Consider the following 23399-nt stretch of genomic DNA (forward strand, 5'->3'; position numbering starts at 1 on the left):
CGCTAAAATCAAGGAATTCAGATCTATAGCCACGCGCTATGAAAAGACGGCCTGCAGTTACGCCGCCAATTGGTATCTCGTCGCGACCATCATCGCTTCACGATGAATGTCCACAGGCCCTAGATGAACTATGCTCTCAAACCATCGTCGAGGCGGGACGATTTTCCGAAACCCGCTAAAACAGATCCTCGTGGCCGAGCAGTTGGTTCATCGACGTCGAGGGGTCGGTGCAACCGGCATCGCCGACGATACGCGCCGGAACCCCGGCGACGGTCTTGCAGGGCGGAACCTCGTTCAGCACGACTGAACCCGCGGCGATCCGCGAATGATGGCCTATCCGGATATTGCCCAGCACCTTTGCCCCCGCACCGATCATCACGCCATTCCCGATCTTGGGATGCCGGTCGCCATCCTCCTTGCCGGTACCGCCCAGCGTGACGGAATGCAGCATCGAGACGTCGTTTCCGACCACCGCAGTCTCGCCGATGACGATCGAATGTGCATGATCGATCATCACGCCGGTGCCGATCTTGGCCGCCGGATGAATATCCACACCGAATACTTCCGAGCAACGCATCTGCACGAAATACGCCATGTCATACCGACCCTGCTGCCACAGCCAATGTCCGATCCGGTAAGCCTGAAGCGCCTGATAGCCCTTGAAGAACAGGATGGGCTGCATCAACCGGTGGGTGGCCGGATCGCGCTCATAAACAGCAAGCAGATCGGCCTGCCCGGCCCGCGCGAGTTCCGGCGCGCGCGCGAATGCGTCATCCGCGATCTCGCGCAGGATCTGTTCGCTCATCTCGCGCGAGGCGAGTTTCAGCGAAAACCGATAGGCCAGAGCCGCCTCGAATGTCGAATGGTGCAGGAGCCCTGCGTGAATCAAAGCCCCAAGCAAGGGCTCGTCCTTGACCGCGACCCGCGCCTCGCACTGGATTCGTGCCCAGACCGAGACGCGAGATTCCTCTCCCGTCTCGTCAATGAGCGGTTGAACTAGTTCCTTGTGCAGGTTCATCGTGCCACGCCTGTCAAAACGGTTGGGCATAGATCTTAACCGAAAGCGACAGGTACCGAAACCCTTCCTCAATCGGGAAGCCTGAGCTCCCACCAATGGAGGACCACCCGCACCTTGCCCCCCGAGAATTGCCCTCCGGCCGCGGTCAGCTGCAATGGGCTGGGGCTCCAATAGGTCATCGGCGCGCTCAGGATACCCCGCGACCAGGAGCCGGCGGCCTTGCCCAGCCCTTCGCCGAAGCGGTTCAACGCCTCGGGATGGCCTAGCGACCAGGAAGTCAGCGAACCCGTTATCGCGTTCAGGACGCGCGCCGTGGCCCCGATCACCATGGCCCCCGCCGGAATTGCCATGCCGGTCGCGAAACTCGGCCCCGTGCCCAGGGTGATATCCTCGAAATCCTGGCCCGCGATCATGCCCGAGCCATGGGCGCCAAGGCTGACTGCGCCCACCACCCAGCCAGAGCCGTCATGAATCGCCGATTGGCCCCGATCCGCAATCCACGCCCGGCGACCAAATCCCGGCTCGACAAAGACCCAGCCCCCATTCATCGCAATGGCGATCTTGCCGGACTGCCCTTCCCATGCGTTGACGGCCCCTTGCGGCACGGCCCAGCACTGCCCTTCGATGACTGGGCTTGGCGGAGTCGTGCGGGTCGTTCCCTGCAGCACCAGATCGACCAGCCCGTCTATCCGCACCAGAGCGTCGTTCACGGTGACATGTTTCTGCGCCTGCGCGGGCATGAGCAATGGTAGGCCGAAATTTGCGGTCGCATTCTCAGACATTTATGTCGATCCTCGCTGATGGGCCCGGCCCGAAAACATCCGAAAGCTGGGCGACCTCGATGGTAAAGGCGCCGCCCGCACGGGCGGCGGTCCAGATAGCGGGCGCGATGCTCCAACGCGGTTCACTGGTCATGGCTTGGGCCAGAACCGCGCCGTTCTGCACCAGTCGGACGGAATAGATCTCGCGGCTTTCGCCTAGCGGCACCTCCGGCCCGTCCCAATTGTCGCCCTGAATGCGGGTCCGTCGGATCCACGAGACCGTGCCGTCTGAGATCGCAAGGTGGCAGGGCGAGAGGGGGCGTAGCCCCACCCCACGAAACGCAGCCGAGATGGTCCGATAGCTCGCATCATCCGGACTGCGGCTTGCCGGACCGATCCGCCAATGCCGAATCTGGTTTCGCGCCGTCGGTGCAAGATCGACCTGCGTCGGAGCGCCGTCCAGCAGGACGACAGTGCTTCCGGACGGCCAGACCGGGGGCATGAGGGCGTCGGTACCGGCCTGTCCGCGCAAACGCGTCGAGATTTCCCACACACCCGTCGCGACCAGTCGCGCATCCCGAAATTGCATCAACTCCCAGTCTTCGGAGGAACCATCGCCGATCGCGAGCAGGTTCGCCCCTCCGAGCAGCGCAGTCAGACTTGCTGAGTCGATGTCTCCCCCCTTGAGCCGGACCCGCAAAGGCGGCCCCAGATCCCAAAGGCCCGGACGGGCGGCATCAAGCGGAGCCAAAGTGGTTCCGATGATCGACGATCGGGGCAGCGTCAGGTTCGGGGCATATCCGCCATCGACTTCCGTCGCCATCCATGCTGCGACTGCACTTGGCCAAGGCGTGGCAGAGACCGCCAGATGTGGTGCATGGGCGATCTCATCCCCCCTGAGAAGCGGCAGATCCAAAAAGAGCGGCAACACAGGAACAGGGGCCTGAAATGCCGCGAGCCGAGGCGCATCGGTCGTCTCGTGCGACGGCTCATAGCTGCCCGGTTCGACGCGAACAGCGTCCAGCACAAGCGCTTCGGCCCGTTCGATGCGGTCTATGCGCCAGCGGCGCGGTCCGCCCACACCCTCGTCGAACCGGACAACATCCCCCACATGCAGATCCGATCGCGATGGAGGCAAGACAAATCGCATCCCGTCGCGCGCGACCAATGTCTCGGCCAACCAGCGCCCGACCAGCGCCTGTCCCTCTTGACGGGTGAGCGCCATTGACAACTCGCTCTCCGAAACCGCGAGAAACTCGGCACCCGGCAAAACGGATTCGGTCGCACGGACGGCGTAATCCGCACCGGATTCGACATAGGTCAGCCTCACCCGACCAGCCACCTCACCTGCATTGGCGCGCGAATACTCGATTGGTCCCGAATCACCGTTCTGCGCCAGTTCATCCGGGCCAAGATCGATATCGACACGGGCATCGCGCATGCGAAAGCGCAATGTCCCGTCACCTTCCACGGCATCAAAGCCATATGCCAACATCAAGGGCTGCAAGGCCGCCCGGCCACTTTCAGAGCCGTTCACCGAATAGCCACGCACCAACCCGTAAAGCTCTTCCACGTCAAAAGCGACGACCCCGGCTTCGCGGCAGATATCGCCCACGACATCGGCCAATGGCACCGCGCCTGCCCGCCCATTCAGCCAATGTCCCCGCTCCCAGGCCGGTCCATCTGACCAGACATCCGTCCGTCCCGGAAATGCGGGGAAAGGCCGCGCATCCCAACACCATAGATGGGCGCGCGACATATCCACCATGTTTCCTGCAGCGGTCCGGCCATGGGCGCTCCTGACCGGGTTATTCGCGGCATCGCACCAATACTCGGTCATCGCCCGGACATAGGCGGCCTGCATGAGGTCGTTGCGCTGACCATTCGAGAAATGCGGCAGTTGCGACTCCGAACTCATTGCATCCAGAAACTTGTTGGGCTGGTTCGATCCCTTGTCGAGCGCCGCACATCCCATCTCGGTGAACCAGATCGGCTTCGATCCCGGTACCCAGGGGCTGGGCCGATCACTCCGTACACCCCCGACGCGCTCATGGTGCTCGTTCAGCCACCAGTTGCGAATATCCTTGTATCGCCACAGCCAATGTTCATGAAACAAACCGTCATGGATCGGCGTCCTGCGCTGCGCCAGGCGGTCGGCGTCGCTTGCGTAAAACCAATCATAGCCTTCGCCAGCAGAAACATTTCGGCGCAGGTAAGCCGGATTTTCGACGCGCCCCCAGACGGCATCGGCATGATCCTCGCCATCGCGCCAATCCGACAGGGGCATGTAATTGTCGATTCCGATGAAATCGATGTTTTCATCCGCCCAGAGGCTGTCGAGATGGAAATACGCATCTCCGTTGCCGGGCTGGTATCCGAAATATTCCGACCAGTCCGCAGCATAGCCCAGCAGAACATTTTCGCCTAGGATGGCACGGACATCTGCGGCAAGACGGCAAAGCTCGGCCACGGCAGGAAAGCTTTGGTTCCGACCCTGAACCTGTGTCAGGCCAACCATCTCGGAGCCGATGAGAAAGGCGTCGAGTCCCCCTGCCTCGGCACAAAGATGCGCGTAATGCAGAATGAAACGCCGATACGACCATTCCTCCGGCCCATGATAATGCACCTCGCCATTCGCCCGCGAAAAATCCTGCGGCCGCGCCGTTCCGAAAAACCGCGCCACCTCAGCCTCTGCGATCTCGGTTCCGGCTGGGCTGCCCGAGAGCCCCGGAGCCAGACTGGTCGTGATCCGTCCACGCCAAGGCATCGCGGGCTGCCCCGTCTCGCCGCGCCAAGGGTCGAGCAGGTCATTGCCGTCCAGCTGCTCCATGAGGATGAAAGGATAGAAGACCGCCTTTCGCCCGCTGGCGGCGATGGTGCGGAGTGCCTCGATCACCGAGCGATCCGACGGAGTGCCGCCATAGATCGGGCGATCGTCTATGCGGGCGACCACTTCAGCTTCGGCGCGGTCAATCCCGCCTGCGCGCCAGGGCATTTCCTCGCCGTCGCGCGCGCGATCCTCGACCTTGGGCCGGATCCGGCAGCGATCGATGGGGAGATCGTCCCCAAACCACGAGACCACGAGCGAGACCGATCCGACATTCGGCAATTCGCGACCGAGCGTCGCCAAGGACGCGCCAAGATCGGTTCCGGAATAAGGCGTGTTGCGATTGACGACCTGCCCTTCACCCAATCCGAAATCGTGGCTTACAGGCGTGGTTGCCAGAGCATACTCTCCCGTCCCCGGTATAAGGGCTACGGCCTGGACCTCACGCGACAGGCCCCGCCCCTGCTTTGCCCGCCGGGTCACCTCAAAGGAAAGTTGGGGAACCCGGTTCCCCCAGCGTTCCAAACCCAGTTCCTCCAAGACGACATAGGCGATCCCGCGATAGGCTGGGGCCGCATCACCTTCATGGGCCGCAATCGCGGGATCGGGCAGTTGTTCTTCGTCCCCCAGATAGATCCGCATGTTCAGTTCGTCGGGAGAAAGCTCTTCTCCATCCGCCCAGACCCGGCCGATCCCGAGGATCGGGCCTTCGCATAGCGCAAGGGCAAAGCTCAGCCGGTATCCGACCTGCGTGACGCTGGGCGCGGAGCCCTTGCCCCCGCCCTGCTTGCGCCGGGTTTCCACCAGAGGACCGGCCCAGATGGTATGGCCCGGAATCCGCATCTGGCCCCAAAGCCTGGGAATTGCCGCTCCTTCGCCGGCGGTCTGGATGCGCAGACGATCGACCCGCCCCGTCTCGACGGCGTTGGAGCCAGACCCCAGCAGACGCTGGTCGATGACGCGGCCAACCGCCGCCCCGACGGCGCGGCCGATCACTGCCCCCGACAGTCCGAGCACGGTGCCGCCAAAGCCGGCACCAAGCGAGGCACCCGCCGCAGCCAACATTAAAGTCGCCATTGCGCTATCCCCTCAAGATGTCTGCGGAAAGCGGAACCGCCCGACAATCCGCGAGCGCCATGGCGACGAAAGAGGACTTTCGACGACACCATGCCGATCATATGCGTGAATGAAACTCGCAACTCTGCCGATTTCGCCCTGCACGCCCATGTGCTTCGCCACGGCTCCCGGACGCATGCGAAAAATCAGCACATCCCCCGGCGCGGCGTCTTTGGCGACAATTAGGACCCGTCGTGCTCCGGCAAGAAGAAGCTCCTCGCCGCCCGTCTCGCCCCAATCGGGCGTGTAAGGTGGCAGAATTTCAGGCTCCGACCCCAGGCATTCCCGCCAGATGCCTCGGACAAGGCCAAGACAATCCGTTCCGCCATGTTTGAGCGAAGCCTGATGGACATAGGGCGTCCCGATCCAGCTTCGTGCGATATCCACGACGTTCGGGGTCATCTGACCACCTGCGGGGCCAGAAGCCAGTCTTCGCTGGGCAAATGCGGAAATCCGCGAAAGTTCAGAAAATTGAGAAACTTCAACCGACATGTCTCGGCGCGCTTGTCACATCCCGCTATCAGCCTGACCTTGTCGCCGGGAGCGGGACGAATGCCGAGACCCGCCCAAAGCTCGACAGTGCGGCGCGAGCCCGAATTCGCGCTGTCCGACTTGACCACGCCGCGCAGCCCCTGTGCCGCGCCGTCCAGAACGATCATCTCGCCGCGTGAGAACCACCCCTCTTCATGCCCCGCGCCACCAGAAAGAACGATGCGCTGTGCCTCATCGACGGAAACGACCTCGGCCTCGGCCGCATGGCTCGCGGATGTCAGATCCACCCCACATTTCCGATCCCCCAGTTCAGCCGAACAGCGCGGATGATAGACGCGGCCCTGCGCACGGTTCAAAGGCTCGGAAAGGCCGCGCAGCTCTGCCCGGAACTGGACACCGCTATGGCTGACCTCGCCGATCCCGCCACGGAAGATCAACACGCGCCGGGACAGATCCTGCCAATCGACCTCCCATATGCGAATATCCGCGCCGTCCCAGCGGCCAGCCAACAGATCGACATCGCGTATCGCCTCATCCGAAAGCACCCCGACCGCTTCGCTATTGTCGACCGACAGACCCGTTCCCTGCGCAATGGCGCGCGCGTTCAGACCCGCCTCGGGACGAAAGGTCAGCCCGTCGAATTCAAAGGCGCAATCATGGTCCGTGAAGCCCAAGGCCATCCCGTCCGAACGGGATATGGCCCAGGCACGCGCAATCGTGTCGCCTTTCATGTCCGCACCTCGATGACAGGAATCTGTGGCATTTCCCCGGCTTGAAACGAAGCGATCGAGACCGAGATTCGATCCGTGTCGAACCGAACCGGAACGTCGAATTCGAAGCCTGCCGTGATTTCGGCACCGGACGCAGGAGCCACCGAGAACGCCAATTCGCCCGTTTCCAGATCGACCGAGAAATCGATGCCGGCATGAAGCTCAACTTTGCCGATGGCTGCCGTAACCGTGCCCGAAACCGGTTTACTGATGGGACGCCAATATTGGCCCGGTCCCGACGGGTAGCATTTTCGCAAGGCGAAGCTGCGGCGAACGCCATCTCCCCGCCCGAGCGGCTGGTCCAGAGGCGAGACCTTGGAACTTGGCAGGCAGGATTTGTAATCGCCCCAATCTTTCCAGCGGAATCCGTGCAATTGACCGGCCCGCGCTTCGAAAAAGGCCAAAAGCTGCGCCACGTCATCCAGTGAGCGCAGCCCCATCCCCGCGTCATAGCGGCGGCGCGAATGCGCCCAGGGGCTGCGGCGCTCTTCGTGGCCATTATTCAGCGCGACGATTTCGGTGCGTCGCTCGGGCCCGCCGACCGAACCAAAGGACAGGTTGGCGGGAAATCTGATCTCGTGGAACGCCATGCCTCACCGGTTCCTTTCACCCTGCGCCAGGACGCGGGACAGCTGCGCGGCGATCTGGCTTTGCGAGCGGTGAAAGCCCGCAATGTCCGGCGTGGAAATATTGAACGTGACATTGACCGATCGCCCGCCGCCGGACGCCGCCACCCCCAGACGTCCATCGGCACCCCGCTGCAGGGGCATGATGGCCTCGGGCCCGGCCTCGCCCATCAGGCCCGTGGCGCCGCGCATGGGAAAGTAGGTCGGCTGCGAGACGACGCCACCTTGCGCAAAGGCCATGACCCTGCCCTGCGTAAAGCTTCCGCCATTGGCAAAGGGCAGGATGCCCGAGACAAGGCTATTGCCGCCTTCGGCAATCGCGCCCGCCACCGCCTGCTGCACCGGCCGCAGCGCGATGGAAAGCACCGTGTCAGCCATGCTGCGGGCCACCTCTTTCAGGGCATCGCTCAGCTTGCCTCCGTCCAGGGCAAGATCCGCGAATGCCGCGCGCAGACCGCGACCAATCCCGCCGCTCAGGATGCTGACCTCGCGGCTGGTGAACAGCATCGATTCGCGCAGACGTGCAAGCTCCCTGTCGAGGGCCATCGTGGCGAGGCGGCCCTCGCCCGCCGCGCCATCGGTTGTGTCGGTCTCATCGTGCCAGGTCATGACGGCATCTCCTTTGAACATTCATCCCGCAGCCTTGCCCGGCAGATCGGGAAATCTGTTGGACAGTTCCTCCAGTCGGCCGCGTGTCATCGCGCCCTGGTGGCCTTGCACCCCCAAAAGAAGCGCAAGTTCGCCGGGACTCAGAGACCAGAAATCCTGCGGCAAGAGGCCCAACCCGCCCCTCTGCGGCGGCCCCATCCCGGCGCGCATCAGCCCGGCCCAATCCAGCCCCCGCGCGCTCATGCCCCATCTGCTCGAAACGCGCGGGCCAGCAGAAGGGCGGCCAATTGCGCAGCTTGCACCGGCCCGCCACGAAACTGGGCGGCATTGAATTCCCCGACGCCACCGCCCCAGCCACCGCCACGCAGACCGGCAACCAGAACCGCGATGACATCACGACTGGAAAACCGCCCGGCTTCAAACCGCTCGATCAGAGCGATCATGCTTTCCGCGCCGAGTTCGGCCTCCAACTCGGCCAGAGCGCCAAGGGTCAGCTTCGCCACATGAGGCCGCTCGTCGAGCCAGATTTCGACCTCGCCGGCCCAGGGATTGGCCATGTCAGAGCGAAACGAAGCTGAGCGCGCCCGCGCTTGCCAGGGAAATCTCATAGCTCGCCTCGCCATTGTAGCTGCCGGAATATTCCAGGCTGGTGATCTGGAACGGACCCTCGACATTGCCGAAATCCGGGATCACAACCTGGAAGCGCGGGATCTCGCCTTCGAAAAAGATCTGCCTCGCCCGCTCATCCGTTTCGCCGTCGCGAAACACACCCGATCCGGAAATCGTCGCCGAGCGGATTCCGGCCCCGCCCAGCAATTCGCGCCAGCGACCCTCGCTTTCCAAACTCGTGACATCGACCGTCTCGGCATTGAACGCGATCCGCGTCGCACGCAGACCGGCGACCGTCTGGAACTGGCCGTCGCCGGTCATGTCCAGTTTGATCAGCAGGTCCCGACCCTTTTGCACCGTCATGGCGTCATCTCCTCAACCCAGATCAATCCGCGCACGGAAGGTCAGATCGACCCGCCGCCCGGAGCCTTTTTCGATCCTCCGCGCGCGGGCGCGCAGAAGCCACATGCCGACAAGATGTCCGCGAGAAAGGGTCACCGCAGGCTGGTCCAGCGCCGCCGAGATCGCCTCGGCAGCCAGCTTGACCTGCCCGAACCCCTGCGCCCCCTCGGCCCCCGACAGGACCGAGACGGTGAAATCATGGCTGCTCCCGGCCCCTGTCATGTCGCCCGCGTCGCGGCTGTCCTCATTGCCCAGGACGACATAGGGACCGACCGTGCCGGAAACCGGCTGGGCGTCGAAGATCGCGTCTCCGACGAGGTGCTGCAGAGCGTCATCCTCGCGAAGCAGCTGATAGACCGCCGATTGAAGCGCGACCGCTGCGGCATAGCTCATGCGGCACCCTCCTCGCTTGCGATGCAGATCAGGTAGCGGCCCTGCGGATCTTCCTCGGCGACCGAGTCGATCAGAAAATGCCGCAGGCCGTCGCGCAGGGCGAAGCGTTGTCCGGGCTTCGGGCGGCGCGGATCGCTTGCCGGGGCCGAACGCACGAGGATGCGCCAGGTGACCACGCTACGTGCCCCCTCGCCGCTGGCCTGCAACCGCCCCGAACCCGAGCGCATCTCGCCCCAGAGCTTGCCGACCGGCTGCCATTCGAGACGACCGCCACCCATGCCGTCCGAGACGCTGCGGCCCTCTTCGAGGGTCAGCGCAATAGCAAGTCGCGGAGGCGTCATGGCTGCCTCCTAGTCGCCGAGCGTCCGCCCAGAACCCGGACCGCGCGCCAACGCTCGATCAAGGCGCTGACCCCGAAGGGCATGGCGGCCTGGCTGTTCTCGAAGCTGCGATCCTCGTGGTAGCGCGTCGCGAGCAGCATCACCGCCTGTGCCAGATCCGCCGGGACCGCGCTCCAGGTCACGCCGAAACCGGCAGTGAAGGTGATCGTGACAAGACCCTGAGCGGGCACCACCGGCAGATAGGCGCTCAGCGGCGCAAGGACCGGGCGCTGCATGTCCGGGATCAGGCGGTAGCTCGCGGCCTCGAGCAAGGTGACCTGCCCCAGGCCATTGTCGATCTCGACCCGATCGATCGAACTCACCGGGGCCAGCGGCAAGGGCTGCCCCGTGGGCTCGCGCCAATCATCCAGCTTCAGGCGAAATTGCCGCGCCAGCAGGACCTTGCCGGTGCGGGCCTCGATCGTGGCAATGGCCGCCCTCAGATAGCCAGCCAATGCCGTCGTTTCGGCGGCGTCCTCGGACATGCCGAAACCCGTGCCCAGCCGCAGATGGTCTCGCAACCCGGCGACGGGCAGCGCGCCTTGATCGGGCGCTGTCACTTCCACAAGCATCATTCCAGTTTCTCCGGGCTTTCGATCCAGCGGCATTCAGGAAATGGGGCCATGCGTGTCCGGCCATGCGCGCGCGGACAGTTGCTCAGCCAGTCGGACGGACATTGCCCGCATGGCCCCGCTTCGGCCTCGGATCAGCCGAAGATCATCAGCTTGATGGCGCGGGCATCGGTCACGCCGCCGCCGACACGCTTGGTGGCATAGAAAAGCACATGGGGCTTGGCCGAGAAGGGATCGCGCAGCACACGCAGATCGGGACGCTCGACAATGGTATAGGCGCTGGCGAAGTCGCCAAACGCGATCGAGGCCGAGCCGCTGGCGATATCGGGCATGTCCTCGCAAAGCAGGACCGGATAGCCCAGCAGCTGCGGAGGCTGCCCCATGGCGAGCGAGTCGGTCCACAGGAAACGCCCGTCCGTGTCGCGCATCTTGCGCACGGCGGCCGCGGTCTTCGAGTTCATCACGAAGCTCGCATTGGCGCGGAACTGCGCGCTGAGCGCATAGACCAGGTCGATCAGCGCATTCGCCGGATTGGTCGCCGCGAAATCGCCCGTGCCGCCCGAGGGGATCGTGCCGATCTGCACATTCGTGGCCGAGGCATTGGCGGCGCGGGCATGGGTCAGGAAGCCCTTGGGCTTGTTCACGCCATCGCCGCTGATGAATGCCGTCGCCTCGGCGCGGGCGAATTTCTCGGCGATGCGGCCGGCAAGCCAGCTTTCGACATCGAAGGCCGCGTCATCGAGCAGGCGCTGGCTGGCCTTCGGCATGGCCGAAAGCTCGTGGACCGGGATGACCACGCGCTGCACGGTCGAGGTCCCGGTCTCGGCCTGGGTCGTGCCCTCGGTGGACCAACCGGTGGCGATGTCGCCCATGTCGACGAGCACTTCGTAGGTCGCGGATTCCACCGCCACGACATTGGCGACGCGCCGCAGCGAGGCCGTCACGTTCAGCGCCTCCTGCACCTGCACGGCGACCGTCGGCGCGGCGAGGAAGCCCGCATCGCTCGAGGTGCTCATGGCCTTGCCCTCCATGGGCAGCGCGCGCAGATCGGCATCATCGCCGTGACGCACATAGGCGTCGAAGGCCTTCTGATGCGGTGCGGCTGCATCGGCCTCAACCGAAAGCGGGCTGCGGCCCCGAAGGATGGTCTTGCGGTCCAGCATGGTCATGCGCTCTTCCTGTGCTTGCAGTCGTTTCTGAATGTCGGTGCGGAAGGTCTTGAGTTCGCTCACGAAGCTCATCATCTCGCTTCCAAGGTCGCCGGGCGTCTCCGCCCCGGCCGCGGCTTTCACCTCGGTCATGGTCCTCTCCCTTGCGGTGAAACTCACTCGGCGCGCAGCGCCAGAGTGGCGGCACGGAACATCGCCGCCATTTCGAGATCCCGGTCCGACTTGCGTCCGACCTTGGCCTCGGCAAGCATCGGGAAGGTCACCAGCGACACTTCCCAAAGCTCGACCTCGCTCAGCAGGCGCCGCCCCTTGGCATCGCGCTCTGCGGAAATCGTCCGATAGCCGATCGACAGGCCGTCGATGGCACCTGCGGCGAGAAGCGCCGCCGCCTCGCGGGCCTGCGCCACTTCGGGCAGAAGCCGCCCGCTGACCCAGAGACCCTTGGCTTCCTCGCGAATTTCGTCCCAGACGCCGATGGGGCGGGCGGGATCGTGCTGCCAAAGCATCCTGACCTTGTCGCCGCGTGCATTGAGCCGGGCGAGGCTCGCCGCATAGGCCCCCTTCACGACGATGTCGCCGCCCTGATCGACCAGCCCGAACAGGCTCGCATAGCCCTCGATCCGGTCGCCCGCGGCGACCAGACGATCCCCGCCGGCATATTTCAGTTCCAGCCCGTAATGTTCTGAACCCACTTCACATTCCTTTCGGACTATAGCTCAGGATCGACTGCACGGCCTGCGTCAGGATGACCGCGACGACGCCATAGACGGTCATCCACAAGCGCCGCTCGAGCCCCTCGATCAGCTGCTCGATCCGCTCCAGCCGGCGCTCGACCTGGCCGAATTGCAGCGCCATGATCCGCTCTTGCGTGTCGAAGCGCTGGTCGTGCCAGTCGAAGGGCTCCTTGACGAAACGCGACCCCTCCATCTCAACCCCCGGCCAAGGGCGGCAGGCCCAGAAGCGCGCGCTTCTCGGCCTCGGTCAGGAAGATCGCCTCGCTGATCCGCCGCCATTGCTGGTCGCGCTCCTCGGCGAGGGCCGGGATCTGGTCGGGATCGGCGCGCAATTCGATCTCCTGCCCCATATGCTCGCTCAGCCACCACGCGAGGGCGCTTGCGACCCGCGACACCAGCGGCAGAACCGTCAGCCGGTAGAAGGCCCGATGCGCCTCGGCGTAATTGGCATAGGTCGCCTCGCCGGGGATCCCCATCAGCATGGGGGGAACACCGAAGGCTTGGGCGATCTCGCGCGCCGCTGCCTTCTTGGTCTCGTGGAACTCCATGTCGCTGGGACTGAAGCCCATGGGTTTCCAGTCGAGGCCGCCCTCGAGCAGCATCGGCCGCCCGGCATTGCGCGCGCCCTGGTGATGCATCTCCATCTCGGCCACGAGGCGATCATACTGGTCGGGCGACAGGCTGCCCTGGCCATCCGCGCCCTTGTAGATGATCGCGCCCGAGGGCCGCGCGGCATTGTCCAGCAGCGCCTTGGACCAGCCCGACGCACTGTTATGGACATCCACCGCCACCGCCGCCGCCTGCATCGGCGAGAGACCGTAATGATCGTCGAGCGGATGGAAGCTGCGGATATGACAGATCGGATCCGGGCTGCCCGCCATCTCGAAGCGGAATTTCCGCCCGCCCACGCCGTACTCATAGGCAATCGGCCAGCCATCGGGCCCCGGCACCGCGGCCATGCGGTCCGAACGCAAGACATGCAGCTCCAGCGGCAGGCCCTTGCCGCTTTCGCCGACCGCTTCGAGATAGCCATTGCCGCTCAGCAGAAGCTGGCCGAACAGCGCCTCGAAAAGCTCGGAGCGGCTCTGCCCCGGATTGGGGCGGCGCAGCAGGTCGAGCACCGGGTGGATCTCGTAGCGGCGCTCGCGATCCTGGCAGACCAGCGGGACCGTCGCCGCCGCCTCGGCGATCAGCCGGACGGCGCGGAAGCCGACCGGGTTGTTCACGAAACCCGAACGCGTCAGCGAGACGGTATCGCGCGGAGACCAGACCACCCTTCCGGACCCCGCGGCCAGGGCGACGACCTTGCCCGTGGCGCTGGCTTTCGTCTCGACTAAGGGGGCGGGCTGCTCGGCCCGCCCGAACCAGGGAAATGCCATCGGTTCCTCCTAAAAGCGCAAGAAAAAAGGGCCGCAATTCGCGACCCCTCGGACCCGGCAGGCCCATCCATCCGTGTTCGAACATCCCGAAGGGACGTCTCATGCGCCCCATCGAGGGGCACATGAGCCGGGGGGCGCAGCCCCCTTCCCGGCTGCGGCTCGGGGCCGGGATCCCGAATACCCGATCGGGCCTTGCCTAAAGCCGGCGCACCTGCGGTCGACGATAGCTTGCCGCGGGCTCGATCATCAGCTCATGGATCGCCCAGACCAGCGCATCCAGCCGGTCGGGCGATCCCTTCGCCTCATAGCCGCGCACGGTCATGCGGCACATCTGGTCCTCGAGCGCGCCGAGGCCGCGCAGATGCTGCACCCGTCCCTGCTCGTAAAGCGCGGCGACCGGCTCGGCCCGCAGCCCCTTGCCGCGACCCGCCCGCAGCGCCCGGAACGGCACCAGCGGATCGATCTGGCGGATCACGCTCTCGACCAGATCGCCGCCCTGATTGACTTCGGCAACCATGCGCTCGGCCCCGTGGCGCTCCATCGCGGCGATCGCGGCGCGCGCCCAATCCGTCGGCCCGCCCCGCACCGTCGCATCTTCCAGCACCACCGCCCGCCAATCCGCCGGCGCGCCGTCGCTGGCCACTCCGGCGACGATGATCCCGCATTCATCGGAAGCGGCCCCCCCGGTCACCGAGGGGTCGACCGCGACCACGATCCGGTCGAGCTTCGGCGCCGTCTGGACGCGGCAGGCCTCCAGCATCGCACTCGTCCAAAGCGCGCCCTCGACATCTTCGAGCAGCACGCCCTCGAGTTCCTGCCGGCCCAGCCGGGTCCCGGCATAGCGGCTCTCGACCTCGGCCAGGAAGCTCTCGGCCAGATAGGCGCGGTTCGCATCGGTCGGCGCATGGGTCGTCACCGTCGAGGCATTTCCCAGGATCCGCTTCAGCACGCCGACATTTTTCGGGGTCGTCGTCACCACCTGCTGCGGATGCGGCCCGAGACGCAACGCGAATTGCAGCATGTCCCAGGTGTCCTCGGCTTTCTTCCACTTCGCCAGCTCATCGACCCAGGCGGCGTCGAATTGCGGCCCGCGCAGCGCCTCGGGCTCATGCGCCGAGAAGAGCTGCGCGGTCGCGCCATTCGGCCAGACCAGCCTGCGCCGCCCGGCTTCCCATACCGGGCGGCGGTCAGGTGGCGAGCAGGCCAGGATGCCCGACTCGCCGAACACCATGACGTCGCGGGCCTGATCGAAGGTCTCGCTGACCAGCGCCAGGCGATGCGCCCGACCCGCGGCCGCGGGCGTCGCGCCCTCGACCTGCGCGCGCACCCATTCCGAGCCGGCGCGGGTCTTTCCCGCCCCGCGCCCGCCCATGATGACCCATGTCTTCCAGTCGCCCTCCGGCGGCAGTTGATGCGGCAGGGCCCAGAACTCGAAGAGCCAGGGCAGCGCCGCCAAGGCATTGTCGCTCAGCCCGCCGAGAAAGCCGTCAACTTCCTCCGGCGCGGCGCAGGCAAGCCAGGCGGCGCCCGATTTCATCTCGTGCCGCGGCAAGGTCGAGGACCCCAGTCCCGACATGTCCGGCAGCATCCTTGCGTAGCTTGTCAACCTTGCCCCTTTCCTCCAGCACCATCTGGGTCGCGGCCCTCAGGTCGCGCACCAGCTTGCCGGACTCTTTCAACTCGTCGGTTTCGCCCGCCTGGATCTTCAGGCGCAGCTTGTGCAGATCCACCGCATAGGACTGGAACAGCCCATCCGCGATCGCCAGAACGTCCGTGTCAGTCGTTGTCACGCCGGCCACGAATGGCCCTTCCGAGGCGCGCGGCCCCGGATCGAAATTCATCGTCATCGCGTTTCGCCCTGCCCTCGTGTTCTGTCCGCACGAGCGAGACATGAAAAAAGCGGCCCGAGGTCTTCCGACCCGGCCGCTTGCCCATTTCTCCCAGCATGTTTAATTTCTACTTTAGGGCGTTCGCAGAGTCAATTCAAAACCACCAGTTGCATTTACGCTCTGGTAATTCTCCTTACAGAACAATGAGTTGCCCTGCGCAACACCCTTGCGCACGCCCTGCGCAACAGGCGCGAAACGCACCGGAATCAGGGCGGCTCAATCGCCCTGAACGGGTCGCAGCGCCTCTCCGCGCTCGCGTTCGATGACGCGCCAACGCGCGACATTCTGGTTATGCTCCTGCAGGGTCCGGGCAAAGGCATGGCCGCCGCTGCCATCCGCGACGAAGAACACGAATTCGGTATCGTCCGGATTCATCGCGGCCTCGATCGCGGCCCTGCCGGGATTGGCGATCGGCGTCGGAGGCAGCCCTGCAATCTGATAGGTGTTATAGGGCGTGCGCCGACGCAATTCGCTGCCGCGCAGCCCGCGATCCAGCACCCCTTCGCCCTTGGTGATGCCATAGATCACCGTGGGGTCGGTTTCGAGGCGCATGCCGCGCTGCATCCGGTTCACGAAGACACTGGCCACCACGCCGCGTTCGGTCGGTATACCGGTCTCTTTCTCGATGATCGAGGCCATGATCAACGCTTCCTGCGGGTTCTTGTAGGGCAGATCGGGCGCGCGATTTTCCCAGGCGCGTGACAGGGTCTCGGATTGCCGCCGCTCCATTTCGGCCAAAAGCACGGCGCGATCGGCACCCTGCTGAATGTCGTAGGTATCCGGGGCAAGGCTGCCCTCGGCAGGCACCTTCGCGACATTGCCCGACATGAAGGGCGCCTGTTTCAGCGCCTCGACGATCTGCCAACTGGTCACGCCCTCGGCAACGGTGATGCGCAAGCGGGAATCGGCGGCCTTTTCGGCCTGAGCGATGCGCTCGGGCGCGGTTTCCGAGGCCGGGTTGTATTTCGCCTGCTCGGCCATGGCGCCGGTCTGGGGATCGAGGTCACGCAGGATCAGAGTGTTTTCACGAACGCCGACACGCAGGATCAGTTCGACCCCGCAGGTCGAGGCACCGCCCGCCGAAAGAAGCTCGACGACCTCTTCCATTGTAGAATGGGGCGGGACCAGGTGCGAGCCGTATTTCAGGCCCCGCGCCTTGCCGAGGTAATCGGTTCCCGCCCGGAAGATGTAGCCATTCGAGACGACTCCCTGCGCGACCAGCTGATCGCTGACCGTCGCCAGACTCGCACCCGGAGCGACACGCACGCATTGCGCCGCGGCACTGGGTCCGGGGGCGTAATACTGATGCTTGGCCCATGCGACCGCCGCGGCTGCGGCGATCAGGATCACGATCAGCAGCGTCAGGAAATTCGCCGCGATATGGCGCCACATCATTCCTGAACGCGCCCCATCACAAGGCTCGCATTGGTGCCGCCAAAGCCGAAGCTGTTGGACAGGACGTAATCCACCTTGCGGCGCACGGCGGCATTGGCGGCAAGGTCGATCGCCGTCTCGCGGGCCTGATTGTCCAGATTGATCGTCGGCGGGCAGATCTGGTCACGGATCGCGAGGATACAGAAGATCGCCTCGACCGCACCGGCCGCGCCCAGAAGGTGACCGATCGAGGACTTGGTCGAGGACATGACCACATTGCCCGCCGCATCGCCCAGAAGCCGCTCGACCGCGCCCAGTTCGATCACATCGGCCATGGTCGAGGTGCCATGCGCGTTGATGTAGTCGATCTGGCCCGGCTCCAGTCCGGCGCGCTTCAAGGCATTGGTCATGCTGCGGAAACCGCCATCGCCATCCTCGCTCGGGGCGGTGATGTGATAGGCGTCGCCCGACATGCCATAGCCCAGCACCTCGGCATAGATCTTTGCGCCGCGCGCCTTCGCGTGCTCATATTCCTCAAGCACGACGACGCCCGCGCCTTCGCCCATGACGAAACCGTCGCGATCCGCGTCCCAGGGACGGCTCGCCGACTTGGGATCATCCTCGCGCTTGGTCGAGAGCGCCTTGCAGGCGTTGAACCCCGCCACGCCGATCTCGCAGATCGGGCTTTCCGCACCACCCGCGACCATGACATCGGCATCGCCGAAGCCGATCAGCCGTGCCGCATCGCCAATGGCATGCGCCCCGGTCGAGCAGGCCGTGACGACCGCATGGTTCGGGCCCTTAAAGCCGAAACGGATCGAGACCTGACCCGAGACGAGGTTGATCAGCGCGCCCGGGATGAAGAACGGCGAAACCCGCTTCGGCCCGCGTTCCTTGATCAGGACGGCGGTTTCGGCGATCGATTGCAGACCGCCGATGCCTGCGCCGATCATCACGCCGGTGCGTTCGAACTCCTCGGTCGTGGACGGTGCCCAGCCGGAATCCTTCACCGCCTGTTCGGCGGCGGCCATGCCGTAAAGGATGAAATCATCGACCTTGCGGCGATCCTTGGGCTCCATCCAGTCATCGGGATTGAAGGTGCCATCACTGCCGTCACCAAGGGGGACTTCGCAGGCATATTTCGTCGTGACATCCTTGGTGTCGAAACGCGTGATCGGTCCGGCACCGGATTCCCCGGCCAAGAGGCGCTTCCAGGTCTCCTCGACACCCGAGGCCAGCGGTGTGACCATCCCAAGGCCGGTGACGACAACTCTGCGCATAGACGGCTCCTTAACCTTCTTTTAATCGCTGAGGTTCTACACGGCGCGGCCCTCTGGCGCAACGTCATGGCAACCACCCGGCGTTTTGTCGCGTTGGGGACGGATCGCAACAGCCAGCGCCGGTGCCTTTCCTTTTCGAAACGGCCGATCGGGAAGCCATTGAACAACCCCCAAAAGGGCCTATCATTTTTTCAGGTCCTGCATGAAAAACCGAAAGGACGACGGATGACGACCCAGACCAAGGCCAGCGCCGAAGCCGCATTGGACGAGATCCGAACCGTGACCGCCGTGGTCCTTCCGGACCCGCATCCGGCCCCGCCCCCCCTGCCCGAGGCGCAGGGCGCGACCGCCGAGGAAATCCGCAGGCGCATGGCGGAAATCGATCTGTCCGATTCCAGCTCGATCGTGCATTTCGGGGCGCGGGCGCAAAATGAACTGCAAGAGATCAGCCAGGCCATGCTGGCCGATGTAAAGAACAAGGATGTCGGCCCCGCGGGCGAATCCCTGCGCGATATCGTGACCACGATCCGCGGCTTCTCGGTCAGCGAGCTTGACGTACGCCGCGAACGCAGCTGGTGGGAACGCCTGACCGGCCGCGCCGCGCCCTTCGCGAAATTCGTCGCCAATTACGAAGAGGTGCAGGGCCAGATCGACAAGATCACCTCGGATCTCGACAGCCACCAGCATCGCCTGCTCAAGGATATCCGCTCGCTCGACCTGCTCTACGACCGGACGCTGAATTTCTACGACGAACTCGCGCTATACATCGCCGCCGGCGAGGAAAAACTGCACCAGATCGACAGCACCGACATTCCCGCCCGGGAAGCCGCCGTCGAGGCCGCCCCCGAGGAACAGAAGGTCATGGCCGCGCAGGAACTGCGCGACCTGCGATCATCGCGCGACGATCTCGAACGCCGGGTGCATGACCTCAAGCTGACGCGTCAAGTGACGATGCAGTCGCTGCCCTCGATCCGTCTCGTGCAGGAGAACGACAAATCACTGATCACCAAGATCAATTCGACGCTGGTGAACACCGTGCCGCTGTGGGAAACCCAGCTTGCGCAGGCCGTCACCATCCAGCGCAGCGCCCAGGCGGCCCGCGCGGTCAAGGAGGCCAATGACCTCACCAACGACCTGCTGACCCGCAATGCCGAGAACCTGCGCCAGGCGAACCAGCAGATCCGCACCCAGACCGAGCGGGGTGTTTTCGACATCGAATCCGTGCGCGCCGCCAATGCGGAACTGATCGCCACCATCGAGGACAGCCTGCGCATCGCCGATGAGGGCAAGACCCGCCGCGCCGCCGCCGAGGAAGAGCTGACCCAGATGGAAAGCGAGCTTCGCCGCACCCTCGCCGCCGCCAGCGCGACCAAGCAACCCAACCAGCCGCAAGCATAACGGAGACATCGTGCTCGGGTCGTCCCATGTCGTCGCCTTGCAGTCCCCCTCCGCGCCCGGCAGGATCGCCGCCCTGCTGGCCCTTGGCCTTGTGGCGAGTTGCCAAGAGCCCGCGGTCGAACCCGCGTCACCCCCGCCCATCTCGGCCGCGGCACCGGTGCCGCGTCCCGACCGGGCCGAGGTGACGCAGGCCGCGCTGCGCGCCGAGCGGGCCGAAAAGGCCCGCAGCGATTCCGCCAAAGCTGCCGCCGCGGCCGGGACGCCCGCCAGCCAGAACATGCGCAGCTATCTTGCGGGGGTCGAAGAGGCGCTGATCGCGCGCGGCTTGCTGCGCACCGATGCGGGTCTGGACATCGAACTGACCCCCGAGCGGCTGACCGAGGATTTCGTGACCATCGCCCTGCATGACGAATATGTCCGCGAGGGCGAGGCGCTGATCTCGCGCAGCGCGGCGGCGCCGCTGCGCCGCTGGGCGCAGCCGGTGCGCATCCATATAGAATTCGGCGAATCCGTCGCGCCCGCCCAGCGCGCCCGCGACCGCTCGGACATCGCCGCCTATGCCGCGCGCCTGCAATCCGTCTCCGGCCATCCGATCACGCTGGACCCCGGTCAGGGCAATTTGACCGTCCTGATCCTCAGCGAGGACGAGCGCCGCGCCATCGGCCCCCGGCTAGCCTCGATCATCCCGGGGATACCGGCAGGCGATATCAACGCGCTTGCGAGCCTCGCACCCCAGAATTACTGCACCGTCTTTGCCTATTCCCGTGGCGACACGACGACCTATGACCGCGCCCTTGTCCTGATCCGCAGCGAGACGCCCTCCCGCCTGCGCCGGTCCTGCATCCATGAGGAAATCGCCCAAGGCCTGGGCCTTGCCAATGACAGCCGCATGGTCCGTCCCTCGATCTTCAACGATGACGAGGAATTTGCCTACCTGACGCGCCATGACGAATTGCTGCTTCAGATCCTCTACGACCCGCGTCTGCGCCCCGGCATGACCGAGGCCGAGGCACGCCCGGTCATTCTGGATATCGCAAGGGAAGTGCTGGCGACCGGCACATGAGGGGCGGCCCGCGACCACAGGGTCTTGACGCGGGTCGGTGCGACGTCACTATCGGACCGGCAGACATCCGGTTCACCGCAGCAGCGTGAAAGGCATGGCCATGAGTATCCTAGACATCTTCGGCGGCGAGTTCATCGACATCATCGAATGGACCGACGACACGCGCGACACGATGGTCTATCGCTTCCCCACCGTGGGCAAGGCCATCAAATACGGGGCCAAGCTCACCGTGCGCGAGGGGCAATCCGCCGTCTTCATCCATGAGGGGCAATTGGCCGATGTCTTCGGCCCCGGCCTCTATATGCTCGAAACCAACAATCTGCCGATCCTGACCCGGCTGCAGCATTGGGATCACGGCTTCCGCAGCCCCTTCAAGTCCGAGATCTATTACGTCAACACCACCCGCTTCAACGATCTGAAATGGGGCACCAAGAACCCGGTCATCGCACGCGACCCCGAATTCGGCCCGGTGCGGTTGCGGGCCTTTGGCACCTATTCCATGCGGATCAGCGATCCCGGCAAGTTCATGCTGGAAATCGTGGGCACCGACGGCGAATTCACCAAGGACGAGATCACCTTCCAGCTGCGCAATATCATCGTGCAGGAATTCTCGCGCATGATCGCAAGCTCGGGGATTCCCGTCCTCGACATGGCGGCCAATACCGACCAGTTCGGCAAGCTCGTCGCCAAGGCGATCACGCCCACGGTCGCCGAATACGGCCTGACCATCCCGGAATTCTATATCGAGAACATCAGCCTGCCCGACGAGGTCGAGAAGATGCTCGACAAGCGCACCTCGATCGGGATCGTCGGCGATCTGAACCGCTTCGGCCAATATGCCGCCTCCGAGGCGATGCTCAACGCTTCGAACCAACCCGGAGGCGGCATGGGCGCGGGGCTTGGGGCCGCGATGGGCGCAGGCATGGGCATGGCCATGGGTGGGGCGAACCGCGGCCCTTGGGGCGCCGTGCCGCAGCAGGCCCCGCAGACCCCGCCGCCGCTGCATCCCGAGACCGTCTGGCATATCGCCGTGGACGGTCAGGCCGACGGCCCCTATGGGCGCGCGCATCTCGGCCGTCTCGTGCGCGAGGGGAAGTTCACCCGCGACACCATGGTCTGGACGCCGGGACAGGACGGCTGGAAACCCGCCGATGATGTCGCCGAACTGGCGCAGCTTTTCACCGTGGCCCCGCCGCCCCCGCCGCCGCCTTTGCCCAAGCAGGATCTCTGAGCGCGCCTGAATGCCGACCCCCCGTTCAGAATACCGCTATCCTTGCGAGAATTGCGGCGCGAGCCTTGAATTCTCGCCCGGTCAGCAACGGCTGCATTGCCCCTATTGCGGGCATGAGCAGGAAATCGGCCCCGGCGCTGCCCGCGCGCCCAGCCGTCAGGCCAAGGGCGGTGTCGAGGCCGAGCAGGTCATCCTGCGCGACCCGGCCACCGGCCGCGCGCTGCAATGGGATGCCAGCCACAAAGCCCCCGAGCTGCGCGAACTGCCCTTGGAGCAAGGTCTGCGCATCGACCGCGAAAGCGACCTGACCGAGACGGTCCGCACATTGTCCTGCCCGAATTGCGGCGCCAAGATCGAGGTGACCTCGGACAGCCATGCCTCGACCTGCCCGTTCTGCGCCACAGCCGTGGTGACCGATACCGGCACGACCCGGCTGATCAAGCCGCAGGGCGTGCTGCCCTTCGTCATCGACGAGGCGCAGGCGAAATCGGCGCTGGAAAGCTGGCTCAAGGGGCTCTGGTTCGCGCCGTCGGGGCTGATGGCCTATGCCCGTCGCGGCCGCAAGATGTCTGGGGTCTATTCCCCCTTCTGGACCTTCGACGCCGCGACGCAATCGGCCTATAGCGGGGCGCGGGGCGATTGGTATTATGAGACGGTCTGGGTCACCGAAGAGGTGAATGGCCGGATGCAGCGCGTCGCAAGGCAGGTGCGCCGCACCCGCTGGACCCCGGTCTCGGGACAGGTGTCGCGGCATTTCAACGATGTGCTGGTCCTCGCGGCCAGTTCCTTGCCGCGCCGCATCACCGATGCGTTGACGCCATGGGACCTCTCGCATCTGGTGACCTACCGACCCGAATATCTCGCGGGCTTCACCGCCGAGGGCTATACCATCCCCCTCGCCTCGGGCCATGAGATCGCCCGTCAGGAAATGGCGGGCGTCATCGCCATGGATGTGCGCCGCGCGATCGGCGGCAATGAGCAGCAGATCGCCCAGATCCGCACCGGCCATAGCGACGAGACCTTCAAGCATATCCTGCTGCCGGTCTGGACCGCCGCCTATCGCTATAACGGCAAAAGCTACCGCTTCGTCGTGAATGGCCAATCGGGACGCGTGCAGGGCGAGCGCCCCTATTCGGTCTGGAAGATCGCTTTTGCGGTGCTGCTGGTGATGGCTTTGCTCGCGGGCCTGTTCTGGCTCAATGAAAAAGGCGGCTATGTGCAGATCAATACCGGCGGCTATTCGGTCGATCTTAACAGCGGCACGTCTTACCGCTATCAGCCGCCATGACCGAATGAATGGAGGACAG

General features: G+C 64.9%; 25 protein-coding genes and 1 pseudogene. 5 read left to right on the forward strand and 21 right to left on the reverse strand.

Annotation, left to right across the window (positions count from 1 at the left end; all coding sequences use genetic code 11):
• Positions 1–106 (forward strand): annotated as a pseudogene (locus tag ESZ60_RS21250) (IS5/IS1182 family transposase); the annotation flags it as partial.
• Positions 107–175: 69 nt separating this feature from the next.
• On the opposite strand, the gene cysE reads toward ESZ60_RS21250, so the two are convergent.
• The 21 genes from cysE to fabF all read right to left on the reverse strand — a co-directional run bounded on the left by cysE (position 176) and on the right by fabF (position 18400).
• Positions 176–1018, reverse strand: a complete 843-nt coding sequence (gene cysE, locus ESZ60_RS06665) for a serine O-acetyltransferase (RefSeq protein ID WP_134679842.1) — start codon at positions 1016–1018, stop codon at positions 176–178.
• Positions 1019–1086: 68 nt separating this feature from the next.
• Positions 1087–1800: a DUF2793 domain-containing protein gene (locus ESZ60_RS06670; RefSeq protein ID WP_134679653.1), complete on the reverse strand. Its 714-nt coding sequence runs from the start codon at positions 1798–1800 to the stop codon at positions 1087–1089.
• Entirely contained in the window at positions 1793–5683 is a 3891-nt protein-coding gene (locus ESZ60_RS06675) for a baseplate multidomain protein megatron (protein ID WP_134679654.1), read from the reverse strand. Before ESZ60_RS06675 ends, ESZ60_RS06670 begins: the two co-directional genes overlap by 8 nt.
• Positions 5684–5695: 12 nt before the next feature.
• Positions 5696–6124 (reverse strand): NlpC/P60 family protein, encoded by a 429-nt coding sequence (locus tag ESZ60_RS06680; RefSeq protein ID WP_134679655.1) that lies wholly within the window; start codon positions 6122–6124, stop codon positions 5696–5698.
• Positions 6121–6945, reverse strand: a complete 825-nt coding sequence (locus ESZ60_RS06685) for a DUF2163 domain-containing protein (RefSeq protein ID WP_134679656.1) — start codon at positions 6943–6945, stop codon at positions 6121–6123. The genes ESZ60_RS06680 and ESZ60_RS06685 overlap by 4 nt, the downstream gene beginning before the upstream one ends.
• Positions 6942–7574, reverse strand: coding sequence for a DUF2460 domain-containing protein (locus tag ESZ60_RS06690; RefSeq protein ID WP_134679657.1), 633 nt, complete (start codon positions 7572–7574; stop codon positions 6942–6944). Before ESZ60_RS06690 ends, ESZ60_RS06685 begins: the two co-directional genes overlap by 4 nt.
• A 3-nt stretch (positions 7575–7577) precedes the next feature.
• Positions 7578–8156: a phage tail tape measure protein gene (locus tag ESZ60_RS06695; protein WP_245155612.1), complete on the reverse strand. Its 579-nt coding sequence runs from the start codon at positions 8154–8156 to the stop codon at positions 7578–7580.
• 84 nt (positions 8157–8240) lie between these two features.
• Positions 8241–8462, reverse strand: coding sequence for a phage tail assembly chaperone (locus ESZ60_RS06700; protein ID WP_134679659.1), 222 nt, complete (start codon positions 8460–8462; stop codon positions 8241–8243).
• A complete protein-coding gene (locus tag ESZ60_RS06705) occupies positions 8459–8776 on the reverse strand; it encodes a gene transfer agent family protein (protein ID WP_134679660.1) in 318 nt (105 codons plus the stop codon). Before ESZ60_RS06705 ends, ESZ60_RS06700 begins: the two co-directional genes overlap by 4 nt.
• Before the next feature lies 1 nt (position 8777).
• The gene (locus ESZ60_RS06710) at positions 8778–9191 is read right to left on the reverse strand and encodes a phage major tail protein, TP901-1 family (protein WP_134679661.1); all 414 of its coding nucleotides are present in this window, start codon (positions 9189–9191) and stop codon (positions 8778–8780) included.
• A 12-nt stretch (positions 9192–9203) separates the two neighbouring features.
• Positions 9204–9623 (reverse strand): DUF3168 domain-containing protein, encoded by a 420-nt coding sequence (locus tag ESZ60_RS06715; protein WP_134679662.1) that lies wholly within the window; start codon positions 9621–9623, stop codon positions 9204–9206.
• A complete protein-coding gene (locus tag ESZ60_RS06720) occupies positions 9620–9964 on the reverse strand; it encodes a head-tail adaptor protein (RefSeq protein ID WP_134679663.1) in 345 nt (114 codons plus the stop codon). Before ESZ60_RS06720 ends, ESZ60_RS06715 begins: the two co-directional genes overlap by 4 nt.
• Positions 9961–10578, reverse strand: a complete 618-nt coding sequence (locus tag ESZ60_RS06725) for a head-tail connector protein (RefSeq protein ID WP_134679664.1) — start codon at positions 10576–10578, stop codon at positions 9961–9963. The genes ESZ60_RS06720 and ESZ60_RS06725 overlap by 4 nt, the downstream gene beginning before the upstream one ends.
• A gap of 131 nt (positions 10579–10709) precedes the next feature.
• Complete coding sequence (locus ESZ60_RS06730) at positions 10710–11876, reverse strand: phage major capsid protein (RefSeq protein WP_134679665.1); 1167 nt, start codon at positions 11874–11876, stop codon at positions 10710–10712.
• Between the two features lie 23 nt (positions 11877–11899).
• Positions 11900–12436 (reverse strand): HK97 family phage prohead protease, encoded by a 537-nt coding sequence (locus tag ESZ60_RS06735; protein ID WP_167620081.1) that lies wholly within the window; start codon positions 12434–12436, stop codon positions 11900–11902.
• A gap of 1 nt (position 12437) precedes the next feature.
• Positions 12438–12671 carry a GTA head formation protein, RCAP_rcc01685 family gene (locus ESZ60_RS06740; protein WP_134679666.1) on the reverse strand — a complete coding sequence of 78 codons (234 nt, stop codon included), beginning with the start codon at positions 12669–12671 and terminating at the stop codon, positions 12438–12440.
• Between the two features lies 1 nt (position 12672).
• Positions 12673–13857 carry a phage portal protein gene (locus ESZ60_RS06745; RefSeq protein WP_134679667.1) on the reverse strand — a complete coding sequence of 395 codons (1185 nt, stop codon included), beginning with the start codon at positions 13855–13857 and terminating at the stop codon, positions 12673–12675.
• Positions 13858–14053: 196 nt separating this feature from the next.
• On the reverse strand, positions 14054–15394 hold the full coding sequence (locus ESZ60_RS06750; RefSeq protein ID WP_134679668.1) for a DNA-packaging protein: 1341 nt from the start codon (positions 15392–15394) through the stop codon (positions 14054–14056).
• Positions 15345–15704, reverse strand: a complete 360-nt coding sequence (locus ESZ60_RS06755; protein WP_134679669.1) for a permease — start codon at positions 15702–15704, stop codon at positions 15345–15347. The genes ESZ60_RS06750 and ESZ60_RS06755 overlap by 50 nt, the downstream gene beginning before the upstream one ends.
• A gap of 258 nt (positions 15705–15962) precedes the next feature.
• Positions 15963–17138 (reverse strand): endolytic transglycosylase MltG, encoded by a 1176-nt coding sequence (gene mltG / locus ESZ60_RS06760; protein WP_209021258.1) that lies wholly within the window; start codon positions 17136–17138, stop codon positions 15963–15965.
• Positions 17138–18400 carry a beta-ketoacyl-ACP synthase II gene (gene fabF / locus ESZ60_RS06765; RefSeq protein WP_134679671.1) on the reverse strand — a complete coding sequence of 421 codons (1263 nt, stop codon included), beginning with the start codon at positions 18398–18400 and terminating at the stop codon, positions 17138–17140. Before fabF ends, mltG begins: the two co-directional genes overlap by 1 nt.
• 225 nt (positions 18401–18625) lie before the next feature.
• On the opposite strand from fabF, the gene ESZ60_RS06770 reads away from it, so the two are divergent.
• The 4 genes from ESZ60_RS06770 to ESZ60_RS06785 all read left to right on the forward strand — a co-directional run bounded on the left by ESZ60_RS06770 (position 18626) and on the right by ESZ60_RS06785 (position 23380).
• Positions 18626–19798 (forward strand): toxic anion resistance protein, encoded by a 1173-nt coding sequence (locus ESZ60_RS06770; protein ID WP_134679672.1) that lies wholly within the window; start codon positions 18626–18628, stop codon positions 19796–19798.
• A 10-nt stretch (positions 19799–19808) separates the two neighbouring features.
• Entirely contained in the window at positions 19809–20861 is a 1053-nt protein-coding gene (locus ESZ60_RS06775) for a DUF2927 domain-containing protein (RefSeq protein ID WP_245155604.1), read from the forward strand.
• A 100-nt stretch (positions 20862–20961) separates the two neighbouring features.
• Positions 20962–22092: an SPFH domain-containing protein gene (locus ESZ60_RS06780; RefSeq protein ID WP_134679673.1), complete on the forward strand. Its 1131-nt coding sequence runs from the start codon at positions 20962–20964 to the stop codon at positions 22090–22092.
• Between the two features lie 10 nt (positions 22093–22102).
• The gene (locus ESZ60_RS06785; RefSeq protein ID WP_134679674.1) at positions 22103–23380 is read left to right on the forward strand and encodes a TFIIB-type zinc ribbon-containing protein; all 1278 of its coding nucleotides are present in this window, start codon (positions 22103–22105) and stop codon (positions 23378–23380) included.
• Positions 23381–23399: the final 19 nt, after the last annotated feature.

The organism is Paracoccus ravus (genome assembly GCF_004522175.1).
GTDB classification, from domain to species: Bacteria; Pseudomonadota; Alphaproteobacteria; order Rhodobacterales; family Rhodobacteraceae; genus Paracoccus; species Paracoccus ravus.